Consider the following 18035-nt stretch of genomic DNA (forward strand, 5'->3'; position numbering starts at 1 on the left):
GGCAGGATAGACATATGACATCCGGTTTGCAGGAAAATGCGCCGGGTATCGGGCCAAAAACGGACAAGCCACCTGTCCGGATGCAGATTTACTAAATCCGTTATCATGACGCCGGACAGCGCCATCAGATGGAACCGGTGGAGAGGAAGCTGGGGGTCACAGACGGCTCTGAAAACAGGGGTATGGTGTTCCCGTTATCTTTTCCCCCCAATCCCCGTCGCAAAGGATGTCTGGAATGACAGAAACAGTCAGCCTTCCCATCGAAGGCATGAGCTGCGCGGCCTGTGCGGCGCGGATCGAAAAGGTTCTGAACCGGAAGCCGGGCGTACAGGCAAATGTCAATTTCGCTACCGAACGTGCGCAGGTCTCGCTGGACGGGAAGAAAACCTCTCTCAGCGATGTCATCGGCGCGATCCGGAAAGCGGGCTTTTCCGTGGAGGAACAGACGGTCCGGCTGTCCCTGACTGGCATGAGCTGCGCGGCCTGTGCGGCACGGATCGAGAAGGTGTTGAACCGTCTGCCCTCGGTGGAAGCAAGCGTCAATCTCGCGACGGAACAGGCGCAGGTGCGCTACACGTCCGGTGTCGTCAGTGTCAGTGACCTGATCGCGAAGATCGGAAAAGCAGGGTACGGCGCGACCCGGCTGGACGAGGACGCGCAGGACAACCCACAGGCGCGCCGAGACGCGCTCTGGCAGCATGAGCGCAACCGTTTCATCCTGACTGCCGTGCTCGCCGCCCCTCTCTTCGTGGAAATGTTCGGAATGGCTTTCGGGCAGATGGACATCATCCCCCGCTGGCTGCAGTTCGTCTCCGCGACGCTGGTGCAGGTGGTGGGTGGGGCACATCTGTACCGGGGCGCCTGGAACGCCCTCCGTGGCGGGGGCGCGAACATGGACGTCCTGGTCGTACTGGGGACCTCTATTGCGTGGCTGTTCAGTACGGTTGTGCTGCTCTTCGACCTGAATCAGCCTCTCTATTTTGAAGCCAGCGCCGCAATTATCACCCTGATCGGTCTGGGCAGGCTGATGGAGGCCCGGGCAAAAAACCGCACCGGCGCAGGACTGGAACGACTGCTGGCGCTTCAGCCGCAGATGGCGCATGTGGAGCGCAACGGAACGGCTAGGGATCTGCCCGTGGCGGATGTTCTGGTCGGGGACATCCTTGTCGTCCGCCCGGGTGAAAGCGTGCCGGTGGATGGCCGGATCGTGGACGGTGAATCCGAAATCAGCGAAGCCATGCTGACGGGCGAAAGCGTTCCGGTTCTCAAAGGCGTGGGGGCAGATGTCTTCGGCGGCACGGTCAATGCCAATGGCGTCCTGCGGATACAGGTCACCGGGGTCGGCGCGGATACGGCACTGGCGCATATCGTACGCATGGTGGAGCAGGCGCAAGGCTCCAAGGCGAATGTCCAGCGTCTGGCGGACAAGGTGTCCGGCGTGTTCGTGCCTGTGGTGGTGGGGATTGCGGCGCTGACCTTCGTGCTGGGATGGGCGATCACGGGATCGGCGACGTGGAGCCTTGTCTCCGCCGTGTCCGTTCTGGTCATCGCCTGTCCCTGCTCACTTGGTCTTGCCACGCCAACGGCCATCATGGTCGGGACCGGTCGCGGCGCGCAGGCGGGCATTCTCTTTCGCAACGCCGACGCATTGGAGCGGGCGGAAAAGATCACGACCCTGATCGTGGACAAGACGGGCACGCTGACGGAAGGGCGGCCTTCCGTCTCGGCCGTCTATCCCGCACGGAACGTCCCGTCGGCCCGTCTGCTGGAAGTGGCGTCCGCGCTCGAGCAGGACTCCGAACATCCGCTGGCGCGGGCCGTAGTGAGCTATGCACAGGAACATGGCATCCCCGCCCGGGCGGTCCAGGCGTTCACCGCCCTTCCCGGCCAGGGGGTGACGGCCCGTCTGGACGGGGAGGAAGTGCGGCTCGGTTCTCCGAAATTCATTCAGGACGCCGGGTTCGGACTGGACGAACTGCCGGTTCTGGCTCTGGAGCATGAAGGCAATACGGTAATTGCCGTAACGCAGGGCAAGACCCTTCTGGGGATGATCGCCCTGTCCGATGAACTGCGCCCCGATGCCCTGACGACCGTTTCGGCGCTCCGGAAGCGGGGTGTGCGTATGATCATGCTGACAGGAGACAACGAGCGCGTGGCGGCTCTGATCGCGCGGCGTCTTGGAATACAGGATTATCTGGCCGGGGTGCTTCCCGCTGACAAGGCAGACGCCGTCACACGCTATCGCGCCGAAAACCGGACTGTCGGCATGGTGGGCGACGGAATCAATGATGCCCCCGCCCTGGCGGCGGCGGATGTCGGCTTTGCGATTGGCGCTGGTTCAGCGGTTGCGCTGGATACGGCCGACATTGTGCTGATGAAAAGCGAACTTCAGAGCGTCCTGGATGCGATTTCCCTGTCGCATGCGACCCTATCCAAGATCCGCCAGAATCTGTTTTTCGCCTTCATCTACAATGTTCTGGGGCTGCCGCTGGCGGCGTTCGGGCTGCTGAATCCCGTTGTCGCCGGTGCGGCCATGGCAATGAGTTCCGTGTCCGTCGTCAGCAATTCGCTGCTGCTCAACCGCTGGAAGCCGCTGCCCGTTCACGCTGAAGGGGGCAGATGAGCGGACGGGCGGCCGATATGCCGACTGTGGAAGGAGAGCAGGGCCTTCAGGCCGGGTGTCCAGTCTTCCAGCGGGTCGCTGCTGCCGATATGACCGACCTGACCGGCATCCCGCAGATCGCTCCGCCACTTCCGGGCAAGATGGCGCGCACGGGGAACGGACAACCATTCGTCATTCCGGCTGAACACGAGAGCGGAGGGAACCGGCAGCGGATTTTCTGGCAGGGGCGCAAAGGCTGCAAGCCGGGCAGCAGCGGGGTTGGCGGCGTGTTCGATATCGGCGGGAGCGACGAGAAACGCCCCGGCAATCCTGTCAGCATTGTGCCGGTTCAGCCAGCGGACCGTAAGGACAGCGCCCAGACTATGGGCGACCAGAAGCACACGACGCCCTGATTCCGTAGCTGCGCGGGTGATGGCCTCTGTCAGGGCCGCCTCCCAGTCTTCCGGGACAGGATGCTCCCAGCTTTTCTGGGTAACGCGCCTGAAACCGTACGTCGCTTCCCAGCGGGACTGCCAGTGCCCGGGCCCCGAGCCGAACAGCCCCGGGACAAGAAGCGGCTCCACCTGTGCATGCAGTGTGTCGAGGCGCGTCCGGAGACAGTCCTGCTGCCTGCTGTTACGGGCAGTAGAGAAGGACAGATCTTTCATGGCCGGAAAAATGGCACGGTCTGGAAACAGGAGCATGTCGCTATCCCACACAGAAATGCCTCTGTAGCGGGGCGGATGCCCCTGAACGCAAGGCGTGTCGGATTAATAACGAACACAGATCACTATTTATTAAAATAACTATGTTTTTTAGTGTTTACCAGAAATCATGTCAGCCCGTCGAAAAGAGGCGTGGACAGGTAACGCTCGGCGAAGGAGGGCGCGATGACCACGATGGTCTTGCCCTTGCTGGAGGGTTTCCGCGCCAGGGTCATGCCAGCGTGCAGAGCCGCACCGGAAGAAATGCCGATGGGGATGCCTTCTTCCGCCGCGCAGAGACGGGCCGTGGCGATGGCTTCCTGTTCCGAAACTTCCATCACGCCTTCCAGCGCCCTCAGATCGAGCGTATCGGGCTCGAAACCGGGGCCGATTCCCTGAATGCCGTGCGGCCCGGGTTCATCGCCATGCAGGACCGCGCTTTCCCGCGGCTCTACCCCATAGACCTGGATGTTCTTGCGAAGTTTCTTTAGGCCATGCGCAATTCCCGAGGCCGTTCCTCCGGTTCCGAGACCGGCGACAACCATATTGACCTCGCCCTTGGTGTCCTCCCAGATTTCGCGAGCCGTCGTCTCTTCATGAACGAGCGGATTGGCATCATTCTCGAACTGGCTGGGCATCCATGCGTGAGGCAGGGTCTCCAGCAGTTCCTCCGCGCGGCGAATGGCTCCGGCCATGCCTTCGCCCGCCGGTGTGAGTTCCGTTTCCGCCCCCATGATGCGCATCATCTTGCGCCGCTCACTGGACGCATTTTCTGGCATCGTTACCACAAGACGATATCCCAGCGCGACGGCGGCAAAAGCGAGAGAAATCCCGGTATTGCCCGATGTCGGCTCGATCAGGGTGGTCTGGCCCGCGCGGATGACACCATCCGCTTCCGCCTGGCGCAGCATGGCAACACCGATCCTGTCCTTGACGGAGCCCAGCGGGTTGAAAAATTCGAGTTTCAGCAGAAGACGCCCGTGCAGCTTTTCAAGTTCGCTCAGGCGCGGGAGAGCCACGAGAGGAGTCCCTCCCACGGTTTCCAGAATTGAACTGTAAATGCGGCCACGCGGCGGAGCGTAACCTTCAAACGGGGCAGGGGGGGGCGAAACCGTTTTTTTCATGGCGATCCTGTATCACAGGAGGAAACAAAGGGGAGGGGATTCTGTATGGAATATTACAACTATAATATATAGTAATTAATAATATGATGATGATAAAAACTATGTCATGGAGTTGTATGTTGACGAGGCCTTTTCCCGTGCCTATCAGGAAGATGTTCAAACCCACCGAAACAGGATTGTCCTGAAGTGATGTGTCGAATGTGTAGCAGGCAGCCCCAGCGCTGCCCCGTCCGGATTTCCGGGGAAGTTTTCTTCCCGTCGCGTTAATCCCCGACTGGATGTCGGGTTTTCAGAAAGGCTCGATATCATGCTTGGTTCAACAGTCATCGAAATCAATGGCGTCTTCCTCGGAGTGGCCATTCTCGTAAGTGCCTCCGGCGTGCGGCGTTTCTATGCGGCACATGAGAGTGTCAGGGCGCTTCATAACGAAATTCTGCCTGATCTGGCCGTCCTGCGTCATCAGGTGGCCCGCCAGGCCCTGAGACGGGTCTGATCCCCCGCGATCATTCCGCAAACATATCCTCCCCCTTCTGTCCGGGCGTCTTCCTGCTGTAGAATGGCATGAAGCCGGTGTGGCGGAATGGGAGCGTGTGTGCGGCAAGACAGGGTTCTGCGGATCATCCATGGCATGAACGCGCGCGGAGGCGCGTTGCTGGCGGCCCTGGTTCTGGCGGTTGTCCTGCTGGCCTGTCTGGGGGCTCCGCTTTATGCTTCAGCCGTCGGGGTGGACCCGTTTTCTTCCAATATCGCCGGAATGACGCAGCGCAACGAGCAGAGCGTTGACCTCATGCAGCCGGATGACAATCCGCTCCATCTTGGCCTGACGCCGATCGGGCCTGACTGGCGCTTTGGTCCCTACATGCTGGGTGCGGATTCACAGGGGCGGGACGTGGCGGCCCGTGTCCTGTACGGCGGGCGCAGTTCACTGCTGATCTCCTCCTGCGCCGCGCTGCTGTGCCTGTGTCTGGCTGGGACGCTGGGAATCTGCGCCGGATATTTCGGCGGATGGGTGGATCTGCTCCTCTCCCGGCTGCTCGACATGCTGTGGGCCATCCCGGTCTATCTTTTCGCCATCTCCCTGTCGGTCGTCACGGTGGGGCATGGCCTGCATCTGGGCCCGGTGACGATCGGAGCGGACAATTTCCTCATTCCCATCGGCATCATCGCCCTCGTTTACGTTCCCTATGCCGCGCGTCCGCTGCGGGCGCGGGTCCTTAGCCTGTCGCGGGCGGAATTCGTGACGGCAGCGCGGGGGATGGGCGCATCCGACCTGCGGATCGTGATGCGGGAGATCCTGCCAAACCTGCTGCCGTCCATGGTGGTGCTGGCTCCGCTTGTCATGGCGCTCTGCCTGCTGGCGGAATCGTCCCTGTCTTTCCTGTCGCTTGGTGTGCAGGCCCCAGCCGCCTCCTGGGGCACGATCATCCAGGATGGAGAAGGCCTGCTTTATACGCGTCCGGCCGTGGCGATTGCGCCCGGCCTCGCCATTGTCGTGACGGTGCTGTGCCTGAACGTGCTTGGCAACGCCCTGCGAGACCACCTTGACGGACGGGGACAGGCGGGATGATGGGCGCGTTCCTCTCCCGTATCGGACAGATGCTGCTGGTCATTTTCGGGATTTCGGTTCTGGTGTTCAGCATCTTTTTCGCCACCCCGGGCGCAGACCCGACCGCCCGGATCGCGGGGCGGGGTGCAAGCCCGCAGGTGGTGGCGCGCATACGGGCGGATTACGGTTTCGATCGTCCGCTGCCTGTCCAGTACGTCAGGATGATGGAAAAGCTGTTTGTCAGCCGGGACCTCACGTCCTTCGTCAATCATGGTCAGCCTGTCGTGCCGGAAGTCCTTGCGGCCGCGCCCGTCACGCTATCGCTGGTGGTGTGGTCGGCTGCCTTCTGGGTGAGCGGATCGCTGCTGTTCGGCATCGTCGCGGCCGTTACGCGAGGAACATGGGTAGACCGGATCCTGATGGTGCTGGGTCTGATCGGGCTGTCCATGCCCGTGTTCTGGCTGGGCGAAGTCGTCAACCTGTTCAGCCAGAGCCGCTGGCACGACACATGGCTGTTCCGCTGGGTTCCTCCTCTAGGCTACATACCCTTTTCCCGCGATCCGGCAGGCTGGGCGAAGGCGCTGTTCCTGCCGTCCCTGACCCTCGCAGTCTCATTCATCGGCCTGTATGCGCGCGTCCTGCGCTCCGAACTCCTGACGGCGATGGGGGAAGACGCCATCCGCACGGCGCGGGCCAAGGGAGCCGGCCCTGTGCGCGTCTGGCTGTGGCACGGTCTGCGCCTGTCATGGCTGAGTTACGTTTCGCTGTTCGGACTGGATTTCGCGCAGCTTCTGGGAGGTGGCGCGCTGCTGACGGAGGTCGTGTTCGCCCTGCCGGGTGTCGGGCGGCTGACCTATCAGGCTCTGGCGACGCTCGATCTGCCGCTCATTATGGCAACGGTCATGTATGCGGCCATTTTCGTCGTGATTGCCAACGCGCTGGTGGACGGCCTTTATGCCCTGCTGGACCCGCGGATCGCGGAGGGATCGCATGGGCGCTGAACCGCTGCTTCATCTCCATGCGCTGAAGCTGGATCTGCCGGATGGGCGGCGGCTTCTGGAGGAGATCACCCTGTCGGTGGAGGCGGGGCAGGCGCTCGGTGTCGTCGGAGAGTCCGGATCGGGCAAAAGTCTGACGGCGCTGAGCATCATGGGGCTTCTGCCGGGACTGAAGCCGTCCGGCGCCATCCGCTTCAGGGGGCAGGAGCTTCTGGGCCTGCCGGAGAAAGTATGGCGTCGCCTGCGGGGGGCGGAGATGGCCATGATCTTTCAGGATCCAATGACCGCGTTTCTCCCTGTCCGGACCATAGGGGCACAGATCGACGAACAGATCCGCCTGCATCGCCGCGTCAGCCGCCGGCAGGCGCGCGCGCGGAGCGTGGAACTGCTCGGGCGCATGGGAGTGCCGGATCCGCATCTGGCGGCGCGGCGCTATCCGCATCAGTTATCCGGTGGCCTGCGGCAGCGGGCGATGATCGCCATGGCGCTGTCCTGCTCCCCCGTGCTTCTGATCGCCGATGAGCCGACAACGGCGCTGGACGTGACGGTACAGGCCCAGATCCTGACGCTGCTCCGGAGCATTCGTGGGGAGGGCGCCGGCGTCGTGCTGATTACACATGACATGGGCGTCGTGGCGCAGGCCTGCACGCATGTGGCCGTCCTTTATTCCGGTGTTGTGGTGGAGGCCGGTGCCGTGGCTGATGTGCTGCGTGATCCCCTCCACCCCTATACACAGGTTCTGCTGGCCGCCATTCCGCCGCTGGACGGCCCCCGGCCGTCGGTCCTGCCAACCATTCCCGGCCAGCCCCCCACGCCGGAGAACCGCCCTGATGGCTGCGTCTTCGCGCCGCGCTGTTCCTTTGTGCGGGAAGACTGCAGGGTGCGCCCCGCCCTGCGGGAGCGGGCAGGAGGCCGGAAAGTGGCATGCGTGCTGTGGCCATGATGGGACAGCCCAAGACAGCGGGAACACATTCCGCACCCTCGCCTGGCGTCTGGCAATGGCCGGTACGGCCTTCAGGTCAATGCGGTGGACAGGGTATGCCAATAGGAAAGAAACCGGCCATGCGCGCCACCCGTCCCGCAGACATGACCGGTCTCCGGAACGCGACGGGCGTGACCGTTCACAGGAATGCGGAGGGCGGATGAGCGTTCTGCTGGAAGCGCGCGGCCTGGAAAAGCATTACCGGCTGGCTGGAAAGCGCACACTGAAAGCCGTGTCCAATGTGTCGCTGACCGTGAAACGGGGCGAGGCGCTGGCGCTGGTGGGCGAGTCAGGCTGCGGAAAATCCACACTGGGCCGCATGCTGGTCGGTCTGACCCGGCCGACGGGTGGAGACATCCTGTTCGACGGGCAACAGATAGCCGGCCTGTCCGACCGGGCGCTGCGGCCCCTGCGTCCCCGGATGCAGATGGTGTTTCAGGATTCATCATCCTCTTTCAACCCGCGCCGGACCGTAGGGGATGCACTGGCTGAACCGCTGCGGATTCACGGCCGGAGCAACATTGCTACGCGGGTGGGGGAACTGCTGGGTCAGGTCGGCCTCTCCCGCACTGTGACAAGCCGCTATCCGCGGGAATTTTCCGGCGGCCAGCGGCAGCGTCTGAACATTGCCCGTGCGCTGGCGCTGGGCCCGGAACTGATTGTCGCGGATGAACCGACATCCGCGCTGGACGTCTCCGTTCAGGCGCAGATCGTCAATCTGTTCGCTGAACTCAGGGCATCGCTCGGGGTGTCCTGCGTGTTCATCTCCCATGACCTGGCCGTGGTGCGGCAGATGGCGGACCGGATCGCCGTCATGTATCTGGGCGGGATCGTGGAGGAGGGAGACACCATGGCGGTGCTGGCCGCACCCGCCCATCCCTATACCCGTGCCCTGCTTGAGGCCGTTCCCCGCCCGGACCGTCCACTTCCCCTCCCTCTGGCGGGAGATGTTCCCAGCCCGGTCAATCCTCCGTCCGGCTGCCACTTTCACACACGCTGTCCCCTTGCGCAGCCACGATGCACACGGGAAAAACCGGAGCTGCGTCTCCTGACAGAACGGCGCAGGGTAGCCTGTCATTATCCCGTGTGGACGCCTTCCGCGCCGGACGGAGAATGACCTGTCAGAAGCGAATGCAATCATTATCAAAGATAAGATACATTTCCTTACAATACGAAGGTATGGAAAACAGACAGTTGCAGTTTAGCCCTGTTTTTCTGTCCGCGAAGTGAAACACTGTGAAATGGAACAGACGGAAAAACCCTCGTTTATAATGGTTCCGGAACGGAAAGAGGCTTCCCGCTCTTGGACATTCAAGCAGCACGGGCGCATTCTTGCAGAACCAGTTGGTAATGACATGCAAGGTGTGAACACATGAAAAAAGCATTTCTTCTTCTTGCCGCCCTGAGCGCCGTTTCTCCGGTTCTGGCCCATGCAGAGCGTCATGGCCCTTCCGATGACCAGAACGGCAGCTACAGCAACGACGACCGAGGCCACGGCGGTCACCGCGATCATGAACGCGGTGATCGTGACGACAACGGGAACAGCAACGACAACAGCCGTGGCGGCCGAGGTCATCATCATGGCCGTCATGGCGATGAGAACAATAGTAACGACGACAGCAACCGCCGCGATGATCGCGGTGGACGCGGAGGCTACGGTCATCACGAAAACCGTGACGGTGATTCGAACGGCGGCAACTGACGGACCATTCTCCGGTTTTTTCGGTGCAGGAAAAAGGCGCTCCCTTCGGGGGGCGCTTTTTTTGTTGTGTCCTCGAAAACGCGCTCTACCCCGACCTCAAAAAGGCAACGGTTTGTGCTGAACTTGGATATAGACGGCAACGCCCATGCCGGGGCAATATCACGCCCCTGCTCCGGTTATCAGATGGGGCTGCTTCATCCCTGCAAGGTCAGCCGTTGAATTTCCTACAGTCTGTCCACTGTCATACCGCTTCCTCTTTCTGGCCCGGAGGGCGTTTCTAATGCGTCAGTCGATCCGTTTTTATCTGGGGGATGCGCTCTGCACGCTTGCGGATGTCTCTCCGACCCTGACCCTGCTGGACTGGCTGCGTGACCGTGGCCGGACCGGCACGAAAGAAGGATGTAACGAAGGCGATTGCGGAGCCTGTACCGTACTGGTCATGCGTCTGGACAAGGGGCGGCTGGTCTGGCGCGCGGTGAATGCCTGCATCCAGTTCGTCTCGATGCTGGATGGCGCGCAGGTCTTCACCATCGAGGATCTCGGCACGCCGCAGCAGCCACACCCGGTTCAGACCGCCATGGTCGAGCAGCATGGCTCCCAGTGCGGCTTCTGTACGCCGGGATTCGTCATGTCCATGGCCGCTTACCGCAAGGCGCCGGGCGCCACGACGGAAGACGACGCCATCAATGACGCGCTGGCAGGCAATCTCTGCCGCTGCACAGGATATGCCCCCATCGTTCGAGCGATGCGTCAGGCCATGGAAGCCGGACCGGACCGCTTTGACGAGGAGGCGGACGCCATCACCCGACGGCTCGAAGCCCTTCAGGATGGCGCGACAGTCCGGCTCGAAAGCGCGGATGCGACATTGACGGTCCCCGGTTCGGTGGAAGCACTGGCCGAGACGCTGGTGGTGGACCCGGACGCAACGATCGTCGCAGGCGCCACGGATGTGGGGCTCTGGGTGACGAAAGGCATGCGGCAGCTGAAGCATGTCGTGGCGATCGGACGGGTGCCGGAACTGCGCGTGATGGACCGCACGGTGGAAGGGCTGCGGATCGGCGCGGCTGTTACCTATCAGGAAGCACAGCCTGCCATTGCGGACCTGCTGCCGGATGCGGGCGAAATGATCCGGCGCCTCGGCTCCACGCAGGTGCGCAACAGTGCCACGGTCTGCGGAAACATCGCCAATGGCTCGCCGATCGGGGATGGGCCACCGATGTTCATTGCCGCCGGCGTGACGCTGCATCTGCGGCTGGGTGCGGAGCGACGGTCCCTGCCGCTGGAAGACTATTTCATCGCCTATGGCAGGCAGGATCGCCGGCCAGGCGAATTCGTGGAAGCCGTGACGATCCCCGCGCCGTCGCCCCGGGCGCAGTTCCGGGCCTACAAGGTGTCCAAGCGGTTCGATCAGGATATTTCCGCCGTCCTAGGGGCATTCCTGCTGGAGACGGACGGGAACGGGATCATCACCACGGCCCGGCTGGCTTTTGGCGGAATGGCGGTGACCCCGAAGCGGGCCGGCGCGGCGGAAGCGGCGCTCCTCGGACGGAGGTGGGATGAAGCGGCGCTGGACGCGGCACGGGCCGCCATCGCCACTGATTTTTCTCCCCTGACCGACATGCGGGCCAGTGCCTGGTACCGGTCCACAGTGGCAGCGAACCTGCTGACACGTTTCTTCGAGGAAACGACCGGCCAGGCGCAGGCGCGTCTCGCCCGGACGGGAGGGCTGGCGCATGTCTGATGAAATGACGGCCCCGCCGATCGCGAAACCCGTGCCTCCGGTGAAAGAGACGCTCGTGCGTGGGGCGGCCTCGACCAGCATGAAGCATGAGAGCGCCATGCTGCATGTAACGGGACGTGCGAACTATATTGACGACCTGCCCGAGCCGAAGGGCATGCTGCATGTCGTGCCCGGTCTGAGCACGAAGGCCCATGCACGGATCGTCTCGATGGATCTGGAAGCCGTCCGGGCCGCACCGGGCGTCGTGCGAGTGCTGACGGCTGCGGATATTCCCGGAGACAACCAGATCAGCCCGGTTCATGCGGATGACGAGCCCCTTCTGGCGACGGATCATGTGTGGTTCTGGGGGCAGATCCTGTTTGCAGTCGTGGCAACGTCGCGTCAGGCCGCGCGCCGGGCCGTACGTTTGGCGAAGGTCGAATACGAGGAAAAACCGGCCGTTCTGAACGTGGCCGAAGCACGGGCGAACGGCAGTGACCTGGTCTGGCGTCCGCTGGTCATGCAGCGTGGCGAAGCGGAGAAGGGACTGGAGACCTCACCGCGCCGCCTGTCCGGCCGCATCACGATCGGTGGTCAGGAGCATTTCTATCTGGAGAGCCAGTCGGCCCTGGCCCAGCCGGGGGAAGCCGGGGAAATGCGGATCTGGTCCTCCACGCAGCATCCCTCCGAGACGCAGCATCTCGTGGCGAATGTCCTGGGCCGGCCGCATCATCTGGTGACGACTGAAGTGCGCCGTATGGGCGGGGCTTTCGGGGGCAAGGAGACACAGGCCAATGCCTGGGCCTGTCTGGCGGCCGTAGCGGCGGAGCTGACGGGGCAGGCGGCGAAGGTCCGCCTCGACCGCGATGACGACATGATGGCGACCGGCAAGCGGCATGACTTCGTCATTGACTATGATGTCGGCTTCACGGATGACGGCGACATCCGTGCCGTGGACATGGTGCTGGCCGCGCGCTGTGGCTGGGCGGCTGACCTCTCCGGTCCGGTCGTGGATCGTGCGCTCTTCCATGCCGACAACGCCTATTTCTACCCCGATGTCCGCTTCCGCTCCGAAGCACTGCGGACCAACACACAGTCGAACACGGCGTATCGCGGCTTTGGCGGCCCGCAGGGGATCGTGGCGGCGGAGCGCGTGATCGAGGAGATCGCGTTCGCGACCGGGCTGGACCCGGTACAGGTGCGCCTGCGCAACGTGTATGGCACGGGAACGCGCAACATCACGCCATATCACATGACGGTCGAGGACTCGATCACGGCGGACATCCTGACAAAACTGACGGACCGCTGTGACTACAGGGCCCGTAAGGCGGAGATCCGGGTGTTCAACTCAACAAGCCGGCATATCCGGCGTGGCATCGCCATGACGCCGGTGAAGTTCGGAATTTCGTTCACCGCTACGCATTACAATCAGGCCGGCGCGCTCGTGCATGTCTATACGGACGGTTCCGTGCAGGTGAACCACGGCGGCACGGAAATGGGGCAGGGGCTCCATACCAAGATGGTGCAGATCGCCATGCGGGAGTTCAGCCTGACGGAAGATCGTGTCCGCATCACGGCTACGACAACCGGGAAAGTCCCCAACACGTCCGCCACGGCGGCGTCTTCCGGAGCGGATCTGAACGGCATGGCCGTGCTGGACGCCATCCGGCGCATCAAGACGCGCATGACCGCGTTCGCGGCGGAGAAATGGAACGTACCTGAAAACGAGATACACTTCCTGCCCGATGGCGTTCGGGTGGGCGCGGACCTCATGACCTTCCAGCAGCTCGCCTGGCAGGCCTATTTCGCCCGCGTTTCCCTCTCCGCGAACGGGTTTTACAAGACGCCGAAGATCTCGTGGGATGCGAAAACGGGCCGGGGCCGGCCGTTCTATTACTTCGCCTATGGCGCCGCCTGCGCGGAAGTTTCGGTCGATCTTCTGACCGGGGAAAATACGATTGATCGCGTCGACATCCTCCATGACGCCGGGCAATCTCTCAATCCGGCCATTGATATTGGCCAGATCGAAGGCGGTTTCGTGCAGGGAGCCGGCTGGCTGACGACGGAGGAACTGGTCTGGGATCAGGCTGGGCGCCTGCGGACCCATGCACCCAGCACCTACAAGATCCCGGCCTGTTCCGACCGGCCACGGATTTTCAACGTGCAGCTTCTGGAAAACGCACCCAATCAGGAGGCTACGATCTTCCGGTCCAAAGCCGTGGGAGAGCCACCGTTCGTGCATGGTGTTGCGGTCCTGCAGGCCATTTCAGACGCTCTTGCAAGTCTGGACGACTACCGGACCTGCCCGCGTCTGGATGCGCCCGCTACGCCGGAGACGGTGCTGAAAACCGCCATGCGGCTCCGGGGCGAGCTGCCGCCAGAAGGGCCCTGACATGCTGGACAGCATCCGGCGCTGGCGGGCGACGGATGAGCCGGTTGTCTGTCTGACCGTCATTGAAGCTAGGGGTTCCACCCCGCGCGAGGCGGGAGCGTACATGCTCCTGACTGCGACGGAGCAGGTCGGGACGATCGGTGGCGGCCGTCTGGAATGGGATTGCATGGCGGAAGGACGCGCCCTTCTGGCCACGGGCGGCCCATCCGTGGACCGGCATGTTCCGCTCGGGCCAGCCATTAACCAGTGCTGCGGCGGGGCGGTGACCATCCGGATCGAGCAGGTGCAGGATCTGGAGGCGCTGGAGCGCAATGCTCTTCTGGAGCGTGAGAAACTGCCGCAGCTTCTGCTGTTCGGGGCCGGGCATGTGGGCCGTGCGCTGGCGAAATCGCTGGCGCTCCTGCCGTTGCGGCTGCTCTGGCTTGACCCGCGACAGGACGAATTCGGTCCGGTCCCGCCCTATGTGGAAGCACATGTGACCACGGACTGGGAGCAGGCGCTGGACGCCGCGCCCGCTGGATCGGGTGTGCTGGTCCTGACGCAGAGCCATACGCTCGATGCCCTGATTACGGGCGCCGCACTGGCGCGGGGCGACCTGCGGTATGTCGGCATGATCGGGTCGCGAACAAAGCGGAAGCGCTTCGAGAGCGCCTTTCGCGAGATCGGCATCCCGCAGGACAGGATTGACGCCCTGGTCTGTCCGATCGGGGATTTCGGCGTGCGCGACAAGCGGCCGGACATCATCGCCGCACTGGTCACGGCGGAAGTGGCGTCGGAAATGCTTTGCGAAAACAGCTGATTTCGCTATGATAAAGCGATTCATGAGCGCTTTCGTAACCAATTCAAGAGCGATCAGGCGAACGTGTTTTTCAGGAACTCCCTGATTTTATTTCATAAAATAGATGTAACGATTTTGTGATGTAACAGGTGATGCGCGCCGCGCGTTACCTCTGCTTATGCTGAGCGCATGAGCATGGTCGAACCTCAGCAGGTGTCCTTCCGGGGGCGTATTTTTTCAGCAGTCTTGCGGTCGAGGCGCCGCCTCCTGAAAGCAGGGTTTGCGGCGATGGCGGTTCATGTGGGACTGGCACCCGTCGCGCAGGCCGCAGCAGCCACCAGTGAGCGGGCAAGCCTGACTTCTCCCCTGACGCCTTCGACCCTCAAGGCCACAGACATGGCGTTTGTGGATGATCTGGAACACCGGACCTTCAACTGGTTCTGGGACACCGCAAACCCGAAGAACGGCCTCGTCCCGGACCGCGCGCCGCTGCCGAATGGTGCGGCCAGCATCGCCGGTGTCGGTTTCGGCCTGACCGCTTACGGTATCGGCGTGGAGCGCAACTATATCACCCGCCAGCAGGCCGTGGACCGGACGCTGACCACGCTGCGTTTTCTGGCCGGTCTGCCGCAGAACGACCAGAAGATGGGCGCCGCCGGCTATCACGGCTTCTTCTATCACTTCCTCGATTCCAATACCGGCCTGCGCGTGGCGGACTGGTCCGAACTGTCCAGCGTCGATACGGCGCTGCTGATGGCGGGCGTGCTGTTCGCACAGTCCTATTACGATCAGGACACCCCGCAGGAGCAGGAAATCCGCGATACGGCGGACAGGCTTTACCGCCGCGTCAACTGGACATGGATGAAGGCACATGGTCCCTGGCTCAGCATGGGATGGATGCCGCCCAACCAGTTCCTTCAGAGTGACTGGAAGGGATATAACGAAGGGCTCATTATCTATCTCCAGGCCCTTGCATCCCCCACGCATTCCCTTCCCGCCGAAACGTGGAAGACATGGACAGCGACCTATGACGGGCAGTGGGGTGATTTCCAAGGACACAAGCTCCTGAACTTCGCGCCGCTCTTTGGGCACCAGTATAGTGAATCCTGGGTGGATTTCCGTGGAATCCAGGATGGCTGGAGCCGTCAGCATAACGTCGATTACTTTATGAACGGCCGCGAAGCCGCCTACGCACAGCAGGCCTATGCCCGAGCCAATCCTGGCGACTGGAAGGATTACAGCGCTACGATCTGGGGCCTGACAGCCTGTGACGGACCCGGAGACGCGCAGCAGGTCTATGACGGACGCAAGCGCCATTACCTTGCCTATAGCGCACGCGGCGCCGGGCGCGATTACGTTCTGGATGACGGCACCATCGCCCCCACGGCCGCTGGCGGGTCCATCGCCTTTGCTCCGGAAATCGCCCTGCCGGCCCTGAAGGAAATGCGCGCGCGCTACGGTGAGCGCATCTACAACCAGTATGGCTTCGTGGATTCCTTTAATCCGTCCTTCAAGGACAGGGACAGCTACTGGGTTGATGGCCAGCAGCTCTCCATCGATCAGGGACCAATCCTGCTGATGACGGAAAACTGGCGGAGCGGCTTCGTCTGGAACGTCATGAAAAAGAACCCCTATCTGCGCGCCGGTCTGGAGAAAGCCGGCTTCCAAGGCGGATGGCTCAAGACCACGACCGCCTCGGCGCAGGCCAACAAGGCGCTCTGAACCATCAGATCGGTCTGTCCAGTCCCGCCATGAAGCTGCGGGGCGGGAGTGTGCCGGTCACGCGGTCCGGAACCGTCTCGTAAAGGATGGATGTCGGTTCGGCGATGGGGAGTGTCTCGTCACCGAAATTGATCGCAACGCTGAGAAGCGTCCCGTTCGCCAGCGTCCATTGGGCCAGCACTGCCCGTTCGGACAGAACTTCCGCCCCTGCGCTTTTTGCGCCTTTCAGATGCGGTGTGATCCGGTCATGTCGGATCGAAAGCAATTCCTTCGTGCGGCCCAGCCACTTCCGCCCGCGGGGTGTGTCGCGTTCGGCCCGGTCGGGGCGGGACGCCGCATAGGTTTTCGGATCGTTCGGATCGGGCAGCGCTGCGAGGGCTGCCGGGTCCGTGATATTGGAGTACTTGCGGAACTGCTCTTCCCGGCCCTCGCGGACGGTCTGGGCCAGTTCGCCGTGGAAATTGCAGAAGAAATAGAACGGGGTCGTACTGCCCCATTCCTCTCCCATGAAAAGCATCGGCGTCATGGGGGAGAGCAGAAGCAGGGCGAAGGCGGCGTGAAAACAGTCCGGGTCCGTGAAGGTGATCATGCGCGCGCCGTCCGGGCGGTTGCCGATCTGGTCATGATTCTGGAGGAACGTGACGAATTTCGTGGGCGGCAGGGCGCCGCTCGGGCTGCCGCGCATCTTTTCCGCCGGCGCGAAGTATTCGCCCTGCCAGGCGAATCCCTCCGCCAGGACGCGGCGCAACAGGCCGATGGTATTGTGCTGGAACGCCGCGAAATAACCGTTCGTTTCGCCACTGAGCAGAACGGTGACGGCATGGTGCCAGTCCTCGTCCCACTGGCCGTCATATCCGTCCGCAAGCAGGCCGGAATCATTATTCTCGTTCTCGAGGATCAGGTGGATATGCCGCCCCGGCTCCTTGTGATGGTCGATGCGCTGAAGCAGCTTGGCAAACCAGTTGCGGTCCGTGATGGCCCATGCGGCATCGATGCGCAGACCGTCAAAACGGTATTCCATGAGCCAGTACAGGGCGTTATCGAGGAAGAAATCCGCAACGATGGGATTCTTAAAATCAATCCCTTCTCCCCAGACCGTCCTGCTGTCCGGATCGAACATCGCCTCGGCATATTCGGGAAGATAATTCCCGTCCGGTCCGAAGTGATTATAGACCACATCGAGAAAAACCATCAGCCCCAGGGAATGGGCATGGTCGATGAAGGCCTTGAGCAGGGACGGGCGCCCGTAGGGTGTGGTGGGAGCATAGATCAGAACGCCATCATATCCCCAGTTCCAGTTCCCCCCGAAGGTGTTGACCGGCATGATCTCGATCGCCGTGATCCCGAGGTCCACCAGTTCCCCGAGACGCTCCACCATCCCTTCGAACCCGCCTTCCAGTCCCAGATGGACTTCGTAGACGACGGTGTCCTCCCATGGGCGGCCTTTCCAGTCCGGCTGCTTCCACTGGTAGAATTCCGGATCAATGATCTCGCTGGGGCCATGGACGCCTTCCGGCTGGTAGCGGCTGGCCGGGTCGGGAACGGAAAACCCCTCGCGGATCCGGTACCGGTACCGCGTGCCGGCACCACAGGTGGCTTCGGCAGTGAAGAACCCGTCATCCTGCTGCTCCATGGTAACGGGCGGCAAACCCTCCACTTCCAGCAGGACAGTCTCGCAGGCCGGCGCCCAGAAACTGAAGCGCGTCCTGTCCGGTGCGAGCAGTTCCGCACCGGAGCGGTTTTCGAATCTGAATGAAGCCATGAG

At 62.5% G+C, this 18035-nt stretch carries 15 protein-coding genes; 12 read left to right on the top strand and 3 right to left on the bottom strand.

Going from position 1 to position 18035, the window contains the following annotated elements; translation table 11 throughout:
* Positions 1-235: 235 nt before the first annotated feature.
* On the top strand, positions 236-2623 hold the full coding sequence (locus tag GMO_RS00255; protein WP_008850210.1) for a heavy metal translocating P-type ATPase: 2388 nt from the start codon (positions 236-238) through the stop codon (positions 2621-2623).
* On the opposite strand, the gene GMO_RS00260 is transcribed toward GMO_RS00255, so the two are convergent.
* The gene (locus GMO_RS00260) at positions 2602-3306 is read right to left on the bottom strand and encodes an RBBP9/YdeN family alpha/beta hydrolase (protein ID WP_008850211.1); all 705 of its coding nucleotides are present in this window, start codon (positions 3304-3306) and stop codon (positions 2602-2604) included. The two genes, GMO_RS00255 and GMO_RS00260, sit on opposite strands and share 22 nt — an antisense overlap.
* A 128-nt stretch (positions 3307-3434) precedes the next feature.
* Entirely contained in the window at positions 3435-4430 is a 996-nt protein-coding gene (gene cysK / locus GMO_RS00265; protein ID WP_008850212.1) for a cysteine synthase A, read from the bottom strand.
* A 307-nt stretch (positions 4431-4737) separates the two neighbouring features.
* Here cysK and GMO_RS00270 point away from each other — a divergent pair, with 307 nt between their 5' ends.
* The 11 genes from GMO_RS00270 to GMO_RS00320 all read left to right on the top strand — a co-directional run bounded on the left by GMO_RS00270 (position 4738) and on the right by GMO_RS00320 (position 16270).
* Complete coding sequence (locus tag GMO_RS00270; RefSeq protein WP_008850213.1) at positions 4738-4923, top strand: hypothetical protein; 186 nt, start codon at positions 4738-4740, stop codon at positions 4921-4923.
* A 135-nt stretch (positions 4924-5058) separates the two neighbouring features.
* Positions 5059-5997, top strand: coding sequence for an ABC transporter permease (locus GMO_RS00275; protein ID WP_139064330.1), 939 nt, complete (start codon positions 5059-5061; stop codon positions 5995-5997).
* On the top strand, positions 5994-6977 hold the full coding sequence (locus GMO_RS00280) for an ABC transporter permease (protein WP_008850216.1): 984 nt from the start codon (positions 5994-5996) through the stop codon (positions 6975-6977). The genes GMO_RS00275 and GMO_RS00280 overlap by 4 nt, the downstream gene beginning before the upstream one ends.
* Positions 6967-7917 (top strand): ABC transporter ATP-binding protein, encoded by a 951-nt coding sequence (locus GMO_RS00285; RefSeq protein WP_008850217.1) that lies wholly within the window; start codon positions 6967-6969, stop codon positions 7915-7917. The genes GMO_RS00280 and GMO_RS00285 overlap by 11 nt, the downstream gene beginning before the upstream one ends.
* A complete protein-coding gene (locus GMO_RS00290) occupies positions 7899-8120 on the top strand; it encodes a hypothetical protein (RefSeq protein WP_040507301.1) in 222 nt (73 codons plus the stop codon). Before GMO_RS00285 ends, GMO_RS00290 begins: the two co-directional genes overlap by 19 nt.
* On the top strand, positions 8117-9073 hold the full coding sequence (locus tag GMO_RS00295) for an ABC transporter ATP-binding protein (protein WP_008850218.1): 957 nt from the start codon (positions 8117-8119) through the stop codon (positions 9071-9073). Before GMO_RS00290 ends, GMO_RS00295 begins: the two co-directional genes overlap by 4 nt.
* 255 nt (positions 9074-9328) lie before the next feature.
* Positions 9329-9658, top strand: coding sequence for a hypothetical protein (locus GMO_RS00300; protein WP_040507302.1), 330 nt, complete (start codon positions 9329-9331; stop codon positions 9656-9658).
* 280 nt (positions 9659-9938) lie between these two features.
* Positions 9939-11399 carry a xanthine dehydrogenase small subunit gene (xdhA, locus tag GMO_RS00305; protein ID WP_008850220.1) on the top strand — a complete coding sequence of 487 codons (1461 nt, stop codon included), beginning with the start codon at positions 9939-9941 and terminating at the stop codon, positions 11397-11399.
* Positions 11392-13770, top strand: a complete 2379-nt coding sequence (gene xdhB, locus GMO_RS00310) for a xanthine dehydrogenase molybdopterin binding subunit (RefSeq protein WP_008850221.1) — start codon at positions 11392-11394, stop codon at positions 13768-13770. The genes xdhA and xdhB overlap by 8 nt, the downstream gene beginning before the upstream one ends.
* Before the next feature lies 1 nt (position 13771).
* Positions 13772-14569, top strand: a complete 798-nt coding sequence (xdhC, locus tag GMO_RS00315; RefSeq protein WP_008850222.1) for a xanthine dehydrogenase accessory protein XdhC — start codon at positions 13772-13774, stop codon at positions 14567-14569.
* A 174-nt stretch (positions 14570-14743) separates the two neighbouring features.
* Positions 14744-16270: a glucoamylase family protein gene (locus tag GMO_RS00320; protein WP_245528395.1), complete on the top strand. Its 1527-nt coding sequence runs from the start codon at positions 14744-14746 to the stop codon at positions 16268-16270.
* A gap of 4 nt (positions 16271-16274) precedes the next feature.
* Here the strand turns inward: GMO_RS00320 and treZ are convergent, their stop codons facing one another.
* Entirely contained in the window at positions 16275-18032 is a 1758-nt protein-coding gene (treZ, locus tag GMO_RS00325) for a malto-oligosyltrehalose trehalohydrolase (protein ID WP_008850224.1), read from the bottom strand.
* Between the last annotated feature and the right edge of the window lie 3 nt (positions 18033-18035).

This window comes from Gluconobacter morbifer G707, assembly GCF_000234355.1.
Classification (GTDB): Bacteria; Pseudomonadota; Alphaproteobacteria; order Acetobacterales; family Acetobacteraceae; genus Gluconobacter; species Gluconobacter morbifer.

What these genes read in the sequence shown, in the direction of transcription:
- GMO_RS00255 (WP_008850210.1), top strand. Translation starts at nt 236, where the DNA reads ATGACAGAAACAGTCAGCCTTCCCATCGAAGGCATGAGCTGCGCGGCC.
- GMO_RS00260 (WP_008850211.1), bottom strand. Translation starts at nt 3,306, where the DNA reads ATGCTCCTGTTTCCAGACCGTGCCATTTTTCCGGCCATGAAAGATCTG.
- cysK (WP_008850212.1), bottom strand. Translation starts at nt 4,430, where the DNA reads ATGAAAAAAACGGTTTCGCCCCCCCCTGCCCCGTTTGAAGGTTACGCT.
- GMO_RS00270 (WP_008850213.1), top strand. Translation starts at nt 4,738, where the DNA reads ATGCTTGGTTCAACAGTCATCGAAATCAATGGCGTCTTCCTCGGAGTG.
- GMO_RS00275 (WP_139064330.1), top strand. Translation starts at nt 5,059, where the DNA reads ATGAACGCGCGCGGAGGCGCGTTGCTGGCGGCCCTGGTTCTGGCGGTT.
- GMO_RS00280 (WP_008850216.1), top strand. Translation starts at nt 5,994, where the DNA reads ATGATGGGCGCGTTCCTCTCCCGTATCGGACAGATGCTGCTGGTCATT.
- GMO_RS00285 (WP_008850217.1), top strand. Translation starts at nt 6,967, where the DNA reads ATGGGCGCTGAACCGCTGCTTCATCTCCATGCGCTGAAGCTGGATCTG.
- GMO_RS00290 (WP_040507301.1), top strand. Translation starts at nt 7,899, where the DNA reads ATGCGTGCTGTGGCCATGATGGGACAGCCCAAGACAGCGGGAACACAT.
- GMO_RS00295 (WP_008850218.1), top strand. Translation starts at nt 8,117, where the DNA reads ATGAGCGTTCTGCTGGAAGCGCGCGGCCTGGAAAAGCATTACCGGCTG.
- GMO_RS00300 (WP_040507302.1), top strand. Translation starts at nt 9,329, where the DNA reads ATGAAAAAAGCATTTCTTCTTCTTGCCGCCCTGAGCGCCGTTTCTCCG.
- xdhA (WP_008850220.1), top strand. Translation starts at nt 9,939, where the DNA reads ATGCGTCAGTCGATCCGTTTTTATCTGGGGGATGCGCTCTGCACGCTT.
- xdhB (WP_008850221.1), top strand. Translation starts at nt 11,392, where the DNA reads ATGTCTGATGAAATGACGGCCCCGCCGATCGCGAAACCCGTGCCTCCG.
- xdhC (WP_008850222.1), top strand. Translation starts at nt 13,772, where the DNA reads ATGCTGGACAGCATCCGGCGCTGGCGGGCGACGGATGAGCCGGTTGTC.
- GMO_RS00320 (WP_245528395.1), top strand. Translation starts at nt 14,744, where the DNA reads ATGGTCGAACCTCAGCAGGTGTCCTTCCGGGGGCGTATTTTTTCAGCA.
- treZ (WP_008850224.1), bottom strand. Translation starts at nt 18,032, where the DNA reads ATGGCTTCATTCAGATTCGAAAACCGCTCCGGTGCGGAACTGCTCGCA.